The organism is Cecembia calidifontis, from assembly GCF_004216715.1.
Taxonomy (GTDB): Bacteria; Bacteroidota; Bacteroidia; order Cytophagales; family Cyclobacteriaceae; genus Cecembia_A; species Cecembia_A calidifontis.
The window spans coordinates 1,794,656-1,812,653 of sequence record NZ_SGXG01000001.1 but is presented as its reverse complement, the minus strand read 5'-3'; the positions used below and the strand labels follow the sequence as shown (position 1 = coordinate 1,812,653).

The following is a 17,998-nucleotide window of genomic DNA, read 5'->3' as shown; positions in this document are numbered from 1 at the left end:
CCGAAAGTGAAAAAAGATTTTTTAATTTGTTATACGGAATTAGAACAGAAAAGCTGCTAAAATCACCCTAATTGCTTTTTTATTAAATTAATTTCGCCCAAAAACAAAAAGTAAGAGAGGCAGTCTGATGACTGCCTCTTTTGCTTTAGCATAAAAATACAAGAAGAGACCTACTGAAAAGCCTCTTCAAAATCTTCTATCAAATCTTCCGAATTTTCTAAGCCGACGGATACCCTAAGCAAATTAGGGGGTGTCTTGGAGTCTGGACCTTCAACAGCAGCCCTCCTTTCTATCAGGCTCTCTACTCCTCCTAAACTTGTCGCATGGGTAAAATACTTCAATTTTGAAATCACTTCATCCGCTTTAGCTGCTCCCCCTTTGACCATCAAAGAAAGTACTCCACTGAACCCACTCATTTGGCTTTTGGCAATTTCAAATCCTGGATGATTTTCCAAACCAGGGTAAAATACTTTCTCTACCTGGGGATGCCCATTTAAAAAGGCGGCAAGTTTCATGGCATTGTCATGATGTCCCCTCATTCTGTAGGGTAAAGTCTTGATACTTCTGGTCAGTAAATAACAATCAAAAGGTGAGGGTACTGCCCCACCAACATGTTGAACCAGTCTGATTTTTTCCCAAAACTCACTTTTTCCCCGGGTAATTAAAGCTCCCCCCAAAATATCACTATGTCCACCTAGAAACTTGGTAGTACTGTGCATTACCAGATCGGCACCTAATTTCAATGGGTTTTGAAACACAGGGGTAGCAAAGGTATTGTCACAGGCCACTAAGAGCCCATGCTCTTTTGCTATTTTGACCAATGCCCTGATGTCTGTGATTTTCAATAATGGATTGGATGGCGTCTCTACCCAGATCAATCTGGTATTTTTCTTCACGGCTGCTTTGACTGCCTCTTCATCAGCCAAATTCACAAAGCTGGTTTCATGGATTCCATGAAACACTTCCACCAACTGTTTTCTGATCCCATGGTACATGTCATCAGGAGCGATAATATGGCTTCCTGCAGGCAATGCCTGAAAGACGGCCATGGCGGCAGCATTGCCGGAAGAAAAGGCAGCAGCATCATCACCAAATTCCAATTGGGCCAAAACCTGCTCCAAAGCCAGCCTATTGGGATTGTTGGCTCTGGTATAAATGAGGGAACCCTCATGATGCTCAAAGGTTGTTGAGGTGGTGATGGGCTGAATGGCGGGCCGGTGGCTATCTGTAATGATTGTTCCTGCGTGGATGGCAATGGTTTCGATTTTCATGGATTTAGAATTGAAACATTAAAGATAAAAAAAGCCGACAGGTGATGCTGTCGGCTTTGGATTTATTCTTATTTATTATCGGATCCTATCTACTGACCGGACCAACATTTCGTCTTTGCGGATAAATCTATTGGCCAAAAGGTTCATTACCATACCGGCAAAAATAGACCAAAACCCCATTACAAAGGCCCCGTTCATGGAAGGGTTGAAAACCTCATTGGCCGAATGGCTCATCCAAACGATCATTCCCACATTGATCACCATGACCAAAGAATTGATCATATTGATGAGTATTTGCTTGCTCCTGTTTTTATATTGGAAGATACTGACCAATGCCAGAATGGCTGCAACGATAGCCAAAATCCCAATAACCATTTTGTTTTCAGATTCAATCACTTCACCGCTTGCCACATCTTTGGTCACCAAGCTCCAGGCATCCAATGTCATCATTTGGGTCTGGCCCGGATTGACCTGATGCCATATTGGAAAAACCATTACCAATACCATGGCAACGGCTACCAAAAAAAGAAATACTGTCTGAATTCTTTGTATCATATTACCTTCAAATTTTGACAAAGAAACAGGGTAATTTCTGGAATCGCAAGGTTTGGATAAACGGAGATAATTTTTTGAAAGCGAATACTATCTTTGTGATTGGAAAATGAAAACCAACAGATACTTTCTAGAACTGGGCTATAAAGGCACCCATTACCACGGCTGGCAGATCCAACAAAACGCCCATACGGTACAGGCAGAATTGGAAAAAGCCATTTCTACCATCCTGGGTGTTCCTACCGGCATCATGGGAAGTGGGCGTACAGATACAGGCGTTCATGCCTCCAAACAGTTTGCCCATTTTGATACCATAGAGGAATTGATTGCAGATGAATTCCTGAAAAAATTAAATGGAATCCTTCCCAAAGACATTGCCGGATACAGTCTTAGGAAGGTGCATGAAGAAGCACACACCCGGTTTGATGCGATCTGGAGGAGTTATGTCTACAGGATAAGCCTAAGAAAAGATCCATTTGAACAAGAGTCTGCATGGCAGCTCTTCAAAAAACCGGATATCCAAGTGATGAATGAGGCAGCCTCCCTGTTGCTTGAGCATGAGGATTTTCAATGTTTTTCAAAAGTGAAAACAGATGTCAACACCTTTCACTGTAAAATAAAGGAGGCTTATTGGGAACAAAAAGGCCAGCTTTTGTTATTTCATATAACGGCCAACCGATTTCTGAGAGGAATGGTCCGTGCAATTGTAGGTACCCTGATTGAAGTTGGGACCTTCAAGATTACTGTAGAAGAATTTCAAAGAATACTGGAAAGTAAAAATAGAAATGAAGCCAAAGCGGCTGCACCTGCCCACGGCCTCTTTTTATGTGACATTACCTATCCTGACAACCTGTTTATTTAAACCATAGGTCTTTTGAGCTTAGAAAAAGAAAACGTCCATAGTGGGGAAATCATAGATACCCAAGTCCTTAAAAAGCTCTACAAATTTGTAAAGCCTTACAGGGCACAATTCTACTTTTTGGTATTTCTAACCATTGCTTTGGCAATTTTAGCCCCTACCCGACCTTATTATATACAGGTGGCCATTGATGATTATGTGGCCATCGGGGACGGAGCAGGCCTTGTACGTATAATTTATCTTTTGATTTTTTTGATGGTTCTTCAGGCAGTAGTACAGTTTGCCCATACTTACTTATCCGGCTGGATCGGTCAGGTCATTATCAAAGACATCCGCATCAAATTGTACAGGCATTTGCTGAAAATGCGTCTGAAGTTTTTTGACAATACCCCCATTGGAAGATTGGTAACCCGAAACATTTCAGACATTGAAACCCTGGCAGATGTGTTCAGCGAAGGTCTGGCTGCGATCATCGGTGACCTACTCCAATTGGTAACCATTTTAGCAGTCATGTTCTACATCGATTGGAAACTTACCCTCGTCAGTTTATGCACATTGCCACTGTTGATCATATCTACTTACATTTTCAAAGAAAAAATCAAAGTGGCCTTTAACGAGGTAAGAAATGCCGTTTCCAACCTGAATTCATTTTTGCAGGAACACATTACCGGAATGAACATCGTGCAGATTTTTAACCGGGAAAAAAGGGAACTGGAAAAATTCCAAGAAATCAACAAAGAACACCGCAAGGCACATATCAAATCCGTCCTCTATTATTCCATCTATTTCCCCGTAGCAGAAATCATTCAGGCCATAGGAATAGGCTTGGTAGTGTGGTACGGTGCCACCGGCGTATTTGACGCAGATATCAAAGTGGGTGTATTGATTTCCTTTATCATGTACCTGCAGCTCTTCTTCCGCCCGATCCGGATGATTGCAGACCGCTACAACACCCTTCAATTAGGTGTAGTAAGTTCCTCAAGGATATTTAAGCTTCTGGAAAGTGAAGAACAGATCCCTAACGAGGGCAATTTCAAACCTGAAAAAATCAAAGGCAATATTGCTGTTGAAAATGTCTGGTTTGCCTACAATGATGAGGAATGGGTATTGAAAGATATCAATTTTGAAGTCAAACATGGAGAGACCGTTGCTTTGGTCGGAGCCACTGGTGCAGGAAAGTCCTCCATCATCAATCTGATATCAAGGTTTTACGAGATCAACAAGGGAAGCATTAAAATCGACGGAACGGATATCCGGGATTTCGAATTGGGCACCTTGAGAAAACATATCGGGGTGGTTTTGCAGGACGTGTTCCTTTTCTCAGATACGATTTATTACAACATTACCCTTGGCAACCCGGATATCAGCAGGGAAGAAGTGATGCAGGCAGCAAAACTCGTCGGTGCCAAAAAATTCATAGAGAAACTGCCGGGAGGTTTGGATTACAATGTCAAAGAGAGAGGTGCGACCCTATCTGTTGGCCAAAGGCAATTGATTTCTTTTGTCAGGGCAATGGTCTACAATCCGGAAATTATCATCTTGGATGAGGCCACCTCTTCCGTGGATACCGAAACTGAAGAAATGATACAAAAAGCCATTGAGAAAATGATGAAAGGCAGGACTTCCATTGTCATTGCGCATAGGCTTTCGACCATTCAAAAAGCCCATAAAATCATCGTGTTGCACCAAGGTGAGATCAAGGAAGTGGGTACCCACGAATCCCTTTTAGAAAAAGGCGGCTATTATGCCCAATTGCATCAGATGCAATTGAAATCCATGGCCATCTGACCTGGATTTTAGATTCAATTTTCTTCATTTTCCTGTCAACTTAAGATAACAGGCCCTATTTTTGCGCCGTTGACAGCGTAGATATAAACTGAACCAAATAACGTGAAGAGAATTATTTTATTGATGGCATTTTACCTGCCATTTGCTGCCATGGCTCAAGAAGATGGAATAGGGATTAGGTTAGGAGAACCCTTATCCATCACCATGAAAAAATTTGTAGATGACCACTTTGCTTTTGAGGGAATGTTTGGCGGTGCGGGTGCCTTCAATGCCAGGTATTACCAAAGGTCTTTTGACAACAACCGGCCAAGTTCCAATGCCTTTTATGCCGGTCACAGTACCCGCAGCATACTTTCTTTCAATTTACGGGGCATTTACCATGAAGACATTACCGATATATTCGGTATAGATGTGGGTTATTTGTTAGGTTATGGCGGTCTGGGCGCACAGTTAAGGAGCACACAAGTGGATTATTCCTATACAGATCCTCCCCGTAACCCCAACGCAGTGTTCAGGGAGACCAGAACCAATTTGGACTTTGGTCCTGAAGTTTTTGGAGGAGCAGAGTATTATTTTGATGACCTTCCAATAAGTGTATTTCTTGAAGCAGGATTGTTTATGGAGTTATTGGACCGTTTCGGACATTTCAGGTTCCAAGGGGGAATTGGTATAAGGTACATATTCTAGAGATGAAAAAAACAATTGCCGGAATCCTTATTTTATCCATCATCGCAGTAGGCTTTTATACATTCAAAGCCCTTGGCGGATTCAATGAGATTCAGATTTCCCAAAAAAATCTGGGCAAAATTGAATTAGTAGGCATACATTACAGAGGGACACCCCAGGATGAATCTTTGAAGAATTCGTTTGTCCAAATAGAAAAACTTCAAAAAGAAAACTCTGGGTCCATTTTACATACCATTTATTATATAGAACCTGCCGGAAAGTTAGATACAATGGAGGTTTTTGTGGGCATTGAGAGGCGTTGGCTGGAGGATATAACCGGAAAACAAATCCTATCTTTAGATGGTCATGAAGCCATAGTAGCGGAAATTGAAGCCAACCGTTTTGTTATGCCCGGTCCGAATAAAGTTAAGTCAAAGATCGAGGATTTTGCAAAATCCAATAACATGCCGGCCCCAAACATCTACGTTGACCAAATACTTGGCCCTGAACACGTTAGGGTCATCGGGATTTATCAGGCTGAAAAAAAGTAAACCTAAAAAAATATCATTCGTTTCAATTTATTGCAGCAATCTTTGTTAATAATCAGTATGAATTTTCTAAAAATTCATAAAACTTGTCTTTTAGACAATACTATGCAAAAAAAAATCTATCTATTGATCCTTTTTACTTTTTTTTTAAAATTTTCTAAAGGACAATCGACTTTAGAATACTTTAACAATACGGCTTACAGTGTTCAGAAGATTTTAACTCCTACGGGCTTCATTCTTCCCCAAGCAGTGGTCGTAGACTCAACAGAACCAGATTTTGAAATTGAAATTATTCAAAACCCACTCATTCAAAGAGACAATCGGGGAGTTATTACCAATGTGACATTAAATTTTGAAATTCAAGTTTCAAAATGGGTTAATTTGAGGAGAAGTGGAAATAACGGTGGAACTAGTCCTTCAGTTAGTAACCCTCGTGGAGGAAATACCCAAATAGAAAGAGTTTTGATTAACTTAGGGTTTGGAAATCATGGAAGCCAAGGAACAGTTATAGTGACTGAAATTATACAGGTAGGTTCTGGAAGATTAATTTATCAAACACCAACAGGAATATTTACTATTCCTATAAATATATTTATATCTCCCTCAACAAGTAATCTCTAAAAATATGAATAAGATAAATTTAACAGCTTTATTTTTATTAATTTCGGTTATGATATCATGTGTTGGGCCCGAAGGGCCTCAAGGCCCCATTGGACCTCAGGGGGAACCAGGTATCAATATTTTAGGAACCACATATGAAGTTGAAATTGATTTCACCTCCCAAAATGATTATTTTGAGGTATTTAATTTTCCAGTTAGGTTAGAGGACAGTGATGCTGTATTAGTATACAGATTAGTCGGAGTTGAAAATAATAGAGATATCTGGAGATTGCTTCCTCAATTTTATTTTTTTGAAAGTAACATATTGATTTACAATTTTGATTATTCAAATATAGACTTTGGAATTTTTTTAGACGGTAACATTCAATTTTCCACTTTGGGGCCTCAATGGAGGCTAGGTCAAGTATTTAGGGTCATAGTAGTACCTGCTGATTTTGCTTCCAGCAGAATTGATTTTACAGATTACGAGGCTGTGATGAAACTCATCGGCGCTACCGAAGAAGATGTGATCCAGATTCAGCCAAGGAACTAAAAGTCAATTGACCAATAAACTAAAAACCCTCCCTACAGAGGGTTTTTCTTTTTCTTCCCATAATCTGAATTTTCCAAACTTATTCACAAAATAAAATTTCCTCAGCTATCTTTGCGCCATGCAATTGAAGAATGATTTATTATTGAGGGCAGCCAAAGGGGAAAAAGTGGAAAGAACCCCCGTATGGCTGATGCGCCAGGCCGGAAGGATACTTCCTGAATACAGAGCAGTAAGAGAATCCGTAAGCGGTTTTATCGAATTGGCCAAAACGCCTGAATTAGCCGCTGAAGTGACCATTCAGCCGGTGGACATCTTGGGCGTAGATGCTGCTATCATTTTTTCCGACATCTTGGTCATCCCGGAAGCCATGGGACTTCCCTATGAAATGGTAGAAAAAAGAGGACCTTGGTTCCCGGACACCATCAAATCAGAGGCAGATCTTAAAAAACTCAGAATAGCTGATGGCGTGGATGATTTGAGCTATGTCATTGATGCCATTAAGATCACCAAAAAAGCATTGAATGGACGGGTTCCGCTCATAGGTTTCGCCGGGGCTCCCTGGACCATTTTTGCCTATATGATAGAAGGCTCGGGAAGCAAAACCTTCTCGAAAGCAAGGGCAATGCTTTATACACAACCGGAGTTTTCGCACCAACTACTCCAAATGATCACTGACAGCACCATCAATTACCTCAAGGCGCAAATTGCTGCCGGTGCAGACCTGATTCAAATATTTGACAGCTGGGCTGGAATCCTGCCCCCTGATCACTACCAGGAATATTCCTTGAAATATATTTCACAAATCTGTGATGCCATTACAGAAGTCCCCAAAACAGTCTTTGCCAAAGGCGCATTCTTTGCCAGAAAAGAAATGGGGGCACTGAATTGTGAAACCATTGGTTTGGACTGGAACATGGGCATTGCCGAATCACGTGAACTGATTGGTGCTCACAAAACTTTGCAGGGTAATCTAGATCCCGCTGCCCTATATGGCAGTCCTAAAGAAGTGGAAGCAGCCACCAAGCGCATGATGGATCAGTTTAAAGGTTCCAGACATATCGCCAATCTGGGACATGGTGTCTATCCTGACATAGACCCAGAAATGGTAAAAGTTTTTATTGAAACTGTAAAGAATTACAAATAACGCATCCAAGACCCCAAAAAGGCCATTCTGTAAGCAGGATGGCCTTTTTTATTTTTCAACACCTTTTGGGTTTGATTGAAATTTCGATAATAAAACCATGTTTTGGTTAATTTTTTAACCACAAAATTTGTTTTTTATTGCTTTATTGAAATTTATGATTAATTTAGAAACCAAAAATCAGCAATTAATCATTTTTATGACAAATGCTGGTTCAAAAACAAACCTATTATTCATAAAACCTATTCAACCTATGAAAAACAAATTTACTTTACTGCTTAAGAGCAGTTCACTGATAGCCTTATTTATATTGGCTATTACCTTTCAGACAGCAAATGCTCAAGATGATGACAAGTTCAGTTTTGATGTAAGTTTGAACTCAGATCAATTCTTCGGATTTTATCCCTTCTTTCAGGGCAATTACAAGTTGAGCGACAACACCGCGTTTACTTTTTACGGTATCCTTTGGTCAGGTGGAACCGGTGGTGCTTGGGGCAATTGGACCGAGTTTGGTGTAGGGATGAATTTTGATGTAGCTGATGGAGTCTCTGTCAATCCTCAAATCGGTATTCTGGGTGGCAACCTCCTTTCCTCAGGAACTATTGGCGCCGGAAGATTTGGCGATGGCGTAGTACCTAACCTTACTATAGGATTGGACAAAGCTAAAACTGAAGGACAGATCTATGCGGGTTTTTACGCTCCATTACGAAATGAGGCTCCTCCAAGTGGAACCACACTTTCCTACCTTCACTATTGGGTAAATTTCGGTTACAAAGCCTCTGATTTCTTTTCTTTTGGGGGTCACTTTGAGCACCTAGTAAATACCGGTGGATCCAATGTATCTACATCCACAGACGTGTATCAGTGGTTGGGACCCTACGTACAATTTACTAAGCCAGGAGGCGGACCGTTTGCTAGGTTCTCTTTCGGAACGGACTTGGTAGAAGGAAATGATTCATTCTTTAAACTGACTACAGGATTCAGCTTCTAAACAATAAGAGCCGGTTTTTCCGGCTCTTTTTTTATATTTTTTTCCCTATTACAATCAAATGGGAACTATTTTATCACCAACCTGAATCTGACTGCCTTCCAAAAGGAGCATGTTTTGGCCAAACATGACCTGATTCTGAACCGTACGGTAAGCAGCCAAAGTCTTGAGAGGTTCTTTCCCCTTTTCCCCGGTCTCCTGATCCACGGTGGTCATTACACAGCGGGCACAAGGTTTGGTCACTTTAAATACCGCTTCCCCTATTTTAACTTTTCCCCAGGAATCTTCTTCAAAGGGCGCAGCACCATTAAAAACCAAGTTGGGTCTGAAGCGGTCCATCGGGACAGGAACCCGCAGTTTTGCATTCAAATCATCCAATGAACTTTGCCCGATGATCAAGTAAGGCATGCCATCGGCAAAGCTAACAGATTCTCCATGGATTGCGTATTTAGGCTTCAGCCTTCTTTTTGTGCTTTCAGGCATCAAGACCAGACGGCAATCCAAACCTAAAATTTCACTGAACCAGTCGTTGATTTCCTTTTTGACAACCTGCCCTTTGACTGTATCCTCCCAAATCGTGACATCAATTAGGTTTTCAGAATGGGTATGAAATGGAATTTGGAGCTTGTTCTTGGACTGAAATTTTTCAAAAACTTCCATCCTGTCATCAAACAGTTGAACCTGAAGCAATGCCATTTGGGTTAAAGTCCTCTGACTTAAGAACACCCCTTCCCTATCCACCAACATCCACCTGCGGTCAAACTGAATGCCTTTTTCTTCCAATTTGGCAGCATCAAGTCTAATCCCACCCAAAGATTTGATGGGATATACGTAAATATCCTGTAAAAACATCCTGTTACATTTTGAACTTCTTCAACTTATCCGGTACGTCTCCTGTTTTAAAAATAGTCAAAATCTTGTAGAAGGGGTTTTCCTGTTCCATCTTGAAAAATTCCAATGGATGTACCAAATGGTACGTAATAGACCGGAATGAAAGCTGGGAGGAAAAAGCCATTGAACTTAAAGCACAGATGATCACTACGGCCACCCATCTCTTTCTTTCTTTCCTGAGTTTAGCATGAAACCTCCTTTCCATATAACTAAGATACAGCATTTCTTCAAGAGGTTGCATCGGTGCATCCTTTTGTAACCAAATTATTATTTGGGCAGGATTTTTCAAATCAATATGAAGCCGGTAAGCCCTATGAAGTCCCAGTGGCAACTCTGACAAACTCAGCAATCCCAATGACAAAATATTAAGTCCAAGAAGCTGCTACTGACAAAAAATCTGTCAATCTGACACGAAAACACACCGATATCACCTTGGCACAAGCATTGCCCAATAGGACATGTAACTGAATTTGTAATCAATAACAGAAATTAAATATACAATCATGGGAAAAATCATAGGTATTGACTTGGGTACCACCAACTCTTGTGTGGCCGTAATGGAAGGTAACGAGCCGGTGGTGATCCAAAACTCAGAGGGAAGAAGAACCACGCCATCTATCGTGGCTTTCTTGGATAATGGTAACGGAGAGAGAAAAGTGGGAGATCCTGCCAAACGTCAGGCGATCACCAACCCTGCAAATACCATTTCTTCCGTAAAAAGATTCATGGGCAAAAAATTCTCAGAGGTTTCTGAAGAGAAAAAACATGCCTCATACAAAGTAGAACAAGGACCAAATGACACTGTTGTTATAAGAATTGGTGACAGGACTTATACCCCACAGGAAATTTCTGCCATGATCCTTCAAAAAATGAAGAGTACGGCGGAAGATTTCTTGGGTCAGACTGTCACTGAAGCGGTCATTACCGTGCCGGCTTATTTCAACGATGCAGAGCGTCAGGCCACCAAAGAGGCTGGTCAGATTGCAGGTTTGGAAGTGAAAAGGATCATCAACGAGCCAACAGCTGCAGCACTTGCCTACGGTATGGATAAGAAAAACAAGGATATGAAAATCGCAGTGTATGACCTTGGTGGTGGTACATTCGATATTTCCATTCTTGAATTGGGAGACGGTGTATTTGAAGTGAAATCCACCAATGGTGATGTTCACCTGGGTGGTGATGACTTTGACCAAGTGATCATCAACTGGCTGGCTGATGAGTTCATGGCAGAAGAACAAATGGACTTGAGAAAAGACCCAATGGCACTTCAAAGACTGAAAGAAGCTGCCGAGAAAGCTAAAATAGAATTATCAAGCTCCGCTTCTACCGAAATCAACTTGCCTTATATCACTGCCACACAAACAGGCCCTAAGCACCTGGTAAGAACTTTGACAAGAGCCAAGTTTGAGCAATTGTCCGAAGACTTGGTAAGAAGGACAATGGAACCTTGCAAGAAGGCACTTCAGGATGCAGGTATGACCCCTTCAGATATCGATGAGGTGATCTTGGTTGGTGGTTCTACACGTATCCCTAAAATCCAAGAAGAAGTTGAGAAATTCTTCGGCAAGAAACCTTCTAAAGGCGTGAACCCTGATGAGGTAGTAGCTATAGGAGCTGCCATCCAAGGTGGTGTATTGACAGGTGAAGTGAAAGATGTGCTTCTATTGGACGTGACACCGCTTTCTTTGGGTATTGAAACCATGGGCGGGGTATTCACCAAGTTGATCGAAGCCAATACAACCATCCCTACAAAAAAATCAGAGGTGTTCTCCACCGCTGCAGACAACCAGCCTGCCGTGGATATCCACGTATTGCAAGGAGAAAGACCATTGGCCAAAGACAACAGGACCATCGGTAGGTTCCAACTTACCGACATTCCGCCAGCACCAAGAGGCGTACCTCAAATTGAAGTAACCTTCGATATTGATGCAAACGGTATTCTGAATGTGTCAGCAAAAGACAAAGGAACTGGCAAAGAGCAAAAAATCAAAATCGAAGCTTCTTCAGGTCTGTCCCAGGAAGATATTGACAGAATGAAGCGCGAAGCTGAAGCAAATGCTGCAGCCGATAAAGCTGAAAAAGAGAAAATTGAAAAGCTTAACCAGGCTGACAGCTTGATCTTCCAGACTGAAAAACAATTGAAAGAATACGGAGACAAATTGTCCGATGGCAATAAAGCCTCTATCAATAGTGCGCTGGAGACTTTGAAAAAAGCATATGAAGCCAAAGACCTTGCAGGTATTGATGGAGCGATGGCCAATTTGAACAATGCTTGGCAGGCTGCTTCGCAGGAAATCTACAATGCTACCCAAGGTGCAGGGCCTCAGCCAGGTGCAGGGGCCGGAGCCAGCAGCACGAATGCCGGAGACGGTGTGTCTGACGTAGATTACGAAGAAGTATCTGAAGACAAAAAGTAATAACAACTGAACCAACAAAAGACGGCATCTGTATCTGATATGGATGCCTCTTTTTTTAGAGTCGAGAGATTAGAGTCGAGAGATTAGACACTCTAAAAGAAAGAAGGATGAAAGGGATGGGATGAAAGAATTGCAGTGTAATCCTTCAAAATTCTACCTTCCTCCATTCTACAATCTTATCTCTAATTTCTCGCTTCTAAACGCTAATAGTCTAAAAGATGAAATTGACTCCCGACAATAAACTTAAAAAACTGATCATCGTGGGTGACCGCGTACTGATCAAACTGAGAAAAGCAGACGAAAGGACCTCATCCGGTCTTTACCTTCCTCCAGGAGTACAGGAAAAAGAAAAGGTCCAGCAGGGCTTTATCATCAAAACAGGTCCAGGCTATCCTATCCCAGCTCCGGTGGAAGACGATGAACCTTGGAAAGAAAGGGAAGAAGCCATTAAATACATTCCCTTACAGGCCAAAGAAGGCGATTTGGCAATCTTCCTCTTGAACGGCTCCTACGAAGTGATGTATGAAGGAGAAAAATATTATATCGTACCCCAACATTCTATTCTGATGCTGGAAAGGGAAGAGGAACTCTAACCGCTTATTGAGAATTCATCAAAAGACCTGTCAGGTTTTTGAAACCTGACAGGTCTTTTGATGTTTCATTCTTAGCTCTTAACTATCCAAAAATTGCAGGGAAAATTTTTGAAACCTAAAGTGCTCTTCACTATTTTCCGGATTATCAGGATGATTAAGAGAAATAAACAAACCTTCTTCATTGATAAAAAAATTGGAAGGCAAGTAATCCCCCTTTTCAAAATAGCTCTCCCCTATGACATTGAGGTCATTGTCAAGAACCATGATTACAAAAGGTCCCGGTGCAGTTCTCAATCGAAGTACATCATTTTCTTCACTTACTTCAAGCGTAGGATAGGCAAACCTATAAAACACTTTACGATAAGGATCATACACCAAACTCTCGTACCTAGAAGAAGCTAGAAGGTATTGCTGTGTTTCAAATCTTCCTCCCTCAAGCGGGAACAATTTTAAGTTTTTTTCTAAAAAGGCACTTGGCGCTTCCTTGGATAAGAGTTTTTCATCATAAGAACCAGCATAAAACAACCGGTGATCTCCAAATAAGGAATAAACTATCTTATCCTTATTTCTAGCGATACTTGGCTCAAAATGCTTTAAGCCATTGGCCAGATAATCCTCAGGATAGGTATGATTCAAAAACCTCGTCTCTCCAGTAGAAAGATTAATGGCATAAACCATATGCTTTTGCTTCAAAGCATTATTATCTACCTCCCTGTAATTGCCTGCAAAATGTGTTTTTACGATCAATTCTCCTGACCTTAATTCTGGTGGTGATAGAAAATAACCGGGATGGACAAATGCCGATGAATAACCATCGGGTATTTGATACCTGACCTTTTGACGGACAAAACCCGAAGTATCGGTTAGGTAAATAAATGGATCCATCTGGCTGAAAAGGAAAATACTGTCTAGGTTGTGCACATGAAATCCAAAAAGTTCTCCCACTCCCTGATCCCCCTCAACCTCAAAATTTAGATTTTTGATTAGCTTTCTACTGGCAAAATCATAAATCTGGAGTTGGTTGTAAGCCCAATTGATATTGAACAACAAACCTGAATAATAATCCATCCCCATACTTACATTAGGCGTCTGATCATCAAGCTGAAATTCTATAATTTTCCCATCGGCCTGAAGCATGGCTTTTGTGTTTTTTTGATCTTTCTGACTGCAGGATATTAAAACTAAAGGAAGTAGGAAATTCAATAGATAAGCGTTGTTTTTCATGGAAAATTAGCTTTAGATAAAAGAAACTTAGTAGAGAAAAACTCGGAAAATTATTTTTTATGACCATCTGCTTTTAGCAAATATTCAATAAAAGAGGTGTTTGTTCCATTGTGGAAACAAACACCAAATGAAACCTACTGATTTGGCTTTGGTCTTGTGCAATTATAATTAACACAATTGTCAAAACCTTGATAATCACAGCATCTGGCTGGATAAGTCGGCTCATAACTTGCCGCCTCTACAGGGCTGTTCAACATAACTATAGAAGCTACTACTAGTGCTGAAAACAATGCAATTTTTTTCATTTCGTTTAAAATTTTAAGTTAGAAATTGATTAATAGCCCGGCCCGACTCCTAGCAATTAAAAAAAAAAAAATAAGATATCAAATAGTTACCTATTTAATTTTTACGTTGTAGCAACTATCTATTAATTTTTTAAAAGCCCAAACTCTTTCGCAAAGTAACTTAAAATCACATTAGCCCCGGCGCACTTGATACTGAGGAGACTTCCCAGCATGGCCCTTTCTCCATCTATCGAACCACGTTCAGCTGAAGGTTTAATGATTAAATTTATTTTTCTTTTTGTGCTTTTTATTTGTCTAGCTTCTAAACCTTGATGTCAATCTAACCTAGGACAGTACTTCTAAAACCTCCCACTGAATACCTAAAACGACCTGCATATAATTTTGAGACCAAATTCAGAGAAGAATTAGTACATTATTAAACCGAATGTTACTACTTCATTCCACCCCTGGTCGGTTCTTTTATAGATTGAAATAGCATTACTTCCTGAACCTATACCCCAATGATAGGAAACATACGACCTGTATAGGAAACAAAATCGATCTGCTTCGCCAAAAAATACTGGTTTTGAGATTTCATAGAATTCCAAAAACCGTAACTTATCTTCCTTGAGGCTATCCGTTTGTGACAAGAGAGCCTGATGAATATACTTCCGGTCCAAAAGCTGTATGCCGCTGGATAAATAGCTTTTTTGGAATGTGTACTTTTCAAAAGACTCTTGTATAACCTTTTGAAACTCATCTCCTCCACTAAACACATCGAGTACAGACATATTCTTCACCCTGGTAGAATACCTATTGGAATTCTGCTGAAATTAATGCCAATGGTACAAATTTCGCATTCCAATTATGCTTGATTCAGGCAACTTACCTCTCCAATCAAACACAGCTTCCTCAACCAAAAAGAATATCGTATCTCTTTCAATTAATGGAAGATAAAGAAAATTGATAAATTCGTGTATTTGTGTGGTGTCTTCTCTCGACCCTTCTAATCCAGTCTCAGTATCATCTTTGGTAGTTTTACCACAGGAAATCAAAAGGCTGACAAGGAATAAGTAACTAAAAACCCTCATAAATATTAACATGCTTTTTTGCCTTAAGGAGTGGTCCCTTGATATGTGGTCATCAAAAAATCTTCAATACTTAATTGTTTGATGCAAGAAACTCCTTCTCTCAATGTCTTTTTTTAACAATCTAAATAAAATGGCTTGAACAAACAAACGATTTAGTTGTTCCAGATTTCACTTCTGATATATTCAAGCCTCAAGGCAACTTTGAGGCTTGAATAGCTTTAGATAGCTCCTATCAAACCAGATAGAAGTTCTGCCCAGCAATCGGTTTCCATGTACCATCTATTTTTTCATAAATAGTCAAAACTGGCCCAACACAAAGGATTGGAAAACAAACCGATTGCCTGTATATTTTTGCGTACCTATAGTTTTTGGTGAAAATGGGTTTTGATAATTTTTCATAATACCTAAACTTGTCCATTTCCTCGGTAATATATATTGGGCCACCTCTCTTTACATTTTCTTCTAAGGAAGCAATCATTTTGTCAATCCTTTCCTTAGCTACAAGACTAATCTGCGGATGTAGCTGAGTAGGCAAAAACTTATAGGTTTTACCAATTTCATTGCATATAAGCTCGACATCTTTTTCGGTGTATATGGTTGATACTTCTATTTTATTAAATGAGTTGCTCCCCATAAAATCTTCTAACCATTCAAAGTCACATTGTGAACCCTCCTGGTATCCTTCCCAATCCAATACGGCATCTTGTATAAAATAGACGGAATCGCCTCTTACAACATCCCTTTCGAAAATAGCCCCAAGTAAGGACGCAATCTCTTCCTGCTCCTTAGTTTGACAGGACGCACATCCAATAACTACAATGAGTACTTTTATTAATGTTTTCATATCAATCACATGCTTTCAAAGCCTTAGGTGCCGTTACAATATTAGTATAACCACCATTGGAATTGTTTACAGCTCTAACGACTGACTCACCCTTAATCTCCGCATTAATTCTATCTTTTATCCTGTTTTGTTCAGCTATAGTTTTGGAGTTTTTGAAAACATCAGTTTCAGTCAGACCACCCCAGACCATGTCCTTGAAAAACTGATCCCCAAGGGTATTTACGTTATAACCCACACTCGAAGCATAGTTTCTCAGTTCGGTGGCGATATTCCCCAATGATTCTAATCTATACCAACATAAGCGTAATTGTAAAATAGTGTGTCCAATCGCCGTCATCCTTCTTGTAGACAGAGAAATGGGGACCTTCTCTCGAGATGTACAAGAACGCATACCTGTATCCTTGCAAGAAGACCGGTTTGGAAATCGCCTTGTACTTCATGTATTTTCTCAGTTCCATATCTAGTTCGACTATTTCCGGTTCGCCGAGATGTTTGTAAAACGCCTCCACAATACTGTCATACCGACTCCTATCCGGAGAGACATGTATCCCCTCCGGAAACATCTCCTTACGGAACCTGTAGGGTTCTCTCCCCTCCCTGCAAATCTTTTCGACATCCTCCAGTGTAATAATATCTTTAGTCGACACTTTATGGTGAAAATCGCTTTCCAGGCTCAGGATTCCTTCGGCCGAACAAGAATCAAGCCAAGGAACTTCCCAGTTAGTTTCTGCATCCTCAAACAAAATGACTTTGCGACCAGCGCCCAACTCCTTTTGGAACACGGCGGTCATCAAGGCTTTGATCTCCCTCTCTTCCCTTGTTGTGCAGCCCAGGCATGTCAAGGTAACTATTCCAATGATGAAGATATAAGGTTTCATTTTATTCACAGGCTTTCTACCCTCTCGGAATTGCTCCATAGTAGTTTTTGTTATAGAGTTCAGGTTCTATTCAGTTGGTAATCCTACTTCAAGCCAGGGAATTCCTTACGGTATCATCATCTTTTCTATGAATAATACAATCTACTAACTCCCCCTCAATTAATGTAACTTTACGGCCATCATCAGCCCACTTTGGTTTATGTCATCATCAGCATCTGGGATAATATCAACTTCCATTCTCCATCATCGCATTTTTCAAAAAACAAAAGTGATGTACCGCCATCGATCATTGGAGCTGAGATGGTAAACCTTTCGTAATACACAAACGCATATTTGTAGCTTTGAAAAAACACTGGTCTTGAGAAACTATACCAAGCTATTACCCCAATCTCTGGTGTCTGCCCATCAACTCTAAATTTTTCAAGTAACCCCTGGATATACTCATACGGAACAATCGATACATCTTCGGGAACATGTTTCTGGCTAAATCGGAAATCGACTACGCTTTCTCTGCATAACTTCTCGTAATCCGATTCGGATAAAAAGTCCGATTCGAAATTTTCTGACTTAAATAATCCCAGCTCCAATTTGTTGTTCATTATCAAATCCCCAAGGATACAGGAATCCAAACCCGCCCTCTCTATCCAGTCAGTCACGGCTTGATTTGAAACAAGTACTGTGTCGACAATGTGGTTCGCCTCTCCTGCCACCAAGGACTTCACTAAAAGCCTGGTCTCCTTCACCTCCCTGTCAGTGCATGAAAGCATTAAGAACAGAGAAAATACCATGAATATAAATCTTTTCATAAAA

Annotated in this window: 21 protein-coding genes and 1 pseudogene; 10 read left to right on the top strand and 12 right to left on the bottom strand. The window is 40.5% G+C overall.

Annotated features, from left to right (window positions below):
* Positions 1-170: 170 nt before the first annotated feature.
* Positions 171-1,271 (bottom strand): trans-sulfuration enzyme family protein, encoded by a 1,101-nt coding sequence (locus BC751_RS07905; RefSeq protein ID WP_130275075.1) that lies wholly within the window; start codon positions 1,269-1,271, stop codon positions 171-173.
* A gap of 75 nt (positions 1,272-1,346) precedes the next feature.
* Positions 1,347-1,826: a DUF4293 domain-containing protein gene (locus BC751_RS07900; RefSeq protein ID WP_130275074.1), complete on the bottom strand. Its 480-nt coding sequence runs from the start codon at positions 1,824-1,826 to the stop codon at positions 1,347-1,349.
* Between the two features lie 106 nt (positions 1,827-1,932).
* On the opposite strand from BC751_RS07900, the gene truA reads away from it, so the two are divergent.
* The 8 genes from truA (at position 1,933) to BC751_RS07860 (ending at position 8,969) form a co-directional block, all read left to right on the top strand.
* Entirely contained in the window at positions 1,933-2,685 is a 753-nt protein-coding gene (gene truA / locus BC751_RS07895; RefSeq protein ID WP_130275073.1) for a tRNA pseudouridine(38-40) synthase TruA, read from the top strand.
* A 12-nt stretch (positions 2,686-2,697) separates the two neighbouring features.
* On the top strand, positions 2,698-4,470 hold the full coding sequence (locus BC751_RS07890; protein WP_130275072.1) for an ABC transporter ATP-binding protein: 1,773 nt from the start codon (positions 2,698-2,700) through the stop codon (positions 4,468-4,470).
* Positions 4,471-4,572: 102 nt separating this feature from the next.
* The gene (locus tag BC751_RS07885) at positions 4,573-5,157 is read left to right on the top strand and encodes a hypothetical protein (protein ID WP_130275071.1); all 585 of its coding nucleotides are present in this window, start codon (positions 4,573-4,575) and stop codon (positions 5,155-5,157) included.
* Between the two features lie 2 nt (positions 5,158-5,159).
* The gene (locus BC751_RS07880) at positions 5,160-5,687 is read left to right on the top strand and encodes a hypothetical protein (protein ID WP_130275070.1); all 528 of its coding nucleotides are present in this window, start codon (positions 5,160-5,162) and stop codon (positions 5,685-5,687) included.
* A gap of 57 nt (positions 5,688-5,744) precedes the next feature.
* Positions 5,745-6,305 (top strand): hypothetical protein, encoded by a 561-nt coding sequence (locus BC751_RS07875; RefSeq protein WP_130275069.1) that lies wholly within the window; start codon positions 5,745-5,747, stop codon positions 6,303-6,305.
* Between the two features lie 49 nt (positions 6,306-6,354).
* Complete coding sequence (locus BC751_RS07870) at positions 6,355-6,837, top strand: collagen-like triple helix repeat-containing protein (protein ID WP_130275068.1); 483 nt, start codon at positions 6,355-6,357, stop codon at positions 6,835-6,837.
* A gap of 118 nt (positions 6,838-6,955) precedes the next feature.
* Positions 6,956-7,981: a uroporphyrinogen decarboxylase gene (gene hemE, locus BC751_RS07865; protein WP_130275067.1), complete on the top strand. Its 1,026-nt coding sequence runs from the start codon at positions 6,956-6,958 to the stop codon at positions 7,979-7,981.
* A gap of 250 nt (positions 7,982-8,231) precedes the next feature.
* Positions 8,232-8,969 carry a DUF6733 family protein gene (locus tag BC751_RS07860; RefSeq protein WP_242617403.1) on the top strand — a complete coding sequence of 246 codons (738 nt, stop codon included), beginning with the start codon at positions 8,232-8,234 and terminating at the stop codon, positions 8,967-8,969.
* Positions 8,970-9,023: 54 nt separating this feature from the next.
* Here the strand turns inward: BC751_RS07860 and BC751_RS07855 are convergent, their stop codons facing one another.
* Both BC751_RS07855 and BC751_RS07850 read right to left on the bottom strand, forming a co-directional pair.
* The gene (locus BC751_RS07855; protein WP_130275066.1) at positions 9,024-9,818 is read right to left on the bottom strand and encodes an MOSC domain-containing protein; all 795 of its coding nucleotides are present in this window, start codon (positions 9,816-9,818) and stop codon (positions 9,024-9,026) included.
* 4 nt (positions 9,819-9,822) lie between these two features.
* Positions 9,823-10,197: a hypothetical protein gene (locus BC751_RS07850; protein WP_130275065.1), complete on the bottom strand. Its 375-nt coding sequence runs from the start codon at positions 10,195-10,197 to the stop codon at positions 9,823-9,825.
* A gap of 163 nt (positions 10,198-10,360) precedes the next feature.
* Between BC751_RS07850 and dnaK the strand changes: the two genes are divergently transcribed.
* A complete protein-coding gene (dnaK, locus tag BC751_RS07845) occupies positions 10,361-12,274 on the top strand; it encodes a molecular chaperone DnaK (protein WP_130275064.1) in 1,914 nt (637 codons plus the stop codon).
* A 218-nt stretch (positions 12,275-12,492) separates the two neighbouring features.
* Positions 12,493-12,867 carry a co-chaperone GroES gene (locus BC751_RS07840; RefSeq protein WP_130275063.1) on the top strand — a complete coding sequence of 125 codons (375 nt, stop codon included), beginning with the start codon at positions 12,493-12,495 and terminating at the stop codon, positions 12,865-12,867.
* A 78-nt stretch (positions 12,868-12,945) separates the two neighbouring features.
* On the opposite strand, the gene BC751_RS07835 is transcribed toward BC751_RS07840, so the two are convergent.
* The 8 genes and pseudogenes from BC751_RS07835 to BC751_RS07800 all read right to left on the bottom strand — a co-directional run bounded on the left by BC751_RS07835 (position 12,946) and on the right by BC751_RS07800 (position 17,994).
* Entirely contained in the window at positions 12,946-14,091 is a 1,146-nt protein-coding gene (locus BC751_RS07835; RefSeq protein WP_130275062.1) for a DUF4221 family protein, read from the bottom strand.
* A 427-nt stretch (positions 14,092-14,518) separates the two neighbouring features.
* Positions 14,519-14,656, bottom strand: a pseudogene (locus BC751_RS07830) (porphobilinogen synthase); the annotation flags it as partial.
* Positions 14,657-14,800: 144 nt separating this feature from the next.
* The gene (locus BC751_RS07825) at positions 14,801-15,166 is read right to left on the bottom strand and encodes a hypothetical protein (RefSeq protein ID WP_130275061.1); all 366 of its coding nucleotides are present in this window, start codon (positions 15,164-15,166) and stop codon (positions 14,801-14,803) included.
* A 42-nt stretch (positions 15,167-15,208) separates the two neighbouring features.
* The gene (locus BC751_RS07820) at positions 15,209-15,478 is read right to left on the bottom strand and encodes a hypothetical protein (protein WP_130275060.1); all 270 of its coding nucleotides are present in this window, start codon (positions 15,476-15,478) and stop codon (positions 15,209-15,211) included.
* A 220-nt stretch (positions 15,479-15,698) separates the two neighbouring features.
* A complete protein-coding gene (locus tag BC751_RS07815) occupies positions 15,699-16,310 on the bottom strand; it encodes a hypothetical protein (RefSeq protein ID WP_130275059.1) in 612 nt (203 codons plus the stop codon).
* Between the two features lies 1 nt (position 16,311).
* Positions 16,312-16,587: a hypothetical protein gene (locus BC751_RS07810; RefSeq protein ID WP_106569023.1), complete on the bottom strand. Its 276-nt coding sequence runs from the start codon at positions 16,585-16,587 to the stop codon at positions 16,312-16,314.
* A gap of 10 nt (positions 16,588-16,597) precedes the next feature.
* Positions 16,598-17,227 carry a hypothetical protein gene (locus BC751_RS07805; protein WP_130275058.1) on the bottom strand — a complete coding sequence of 210 codons (630 nt, stop codon included), beginning with the start codon at positions 17,225-17,227 and terminating at the stop codon, positions 16,598-16,600.
* Positions 17,228-17,385: 158 nt separating this feature from the next.
* Complete coding sequence (locus BC751_RS07800; protein ID WP_130275057.1) at positions 17,386-17,994, bottom strand: hypothetical protein; 609 nt, start codon at positions 17,992-17,994, stop codon at positions 17,386-17,388.
* Positions 17,995-17,998: the final 4 nt, after the last annotated feature.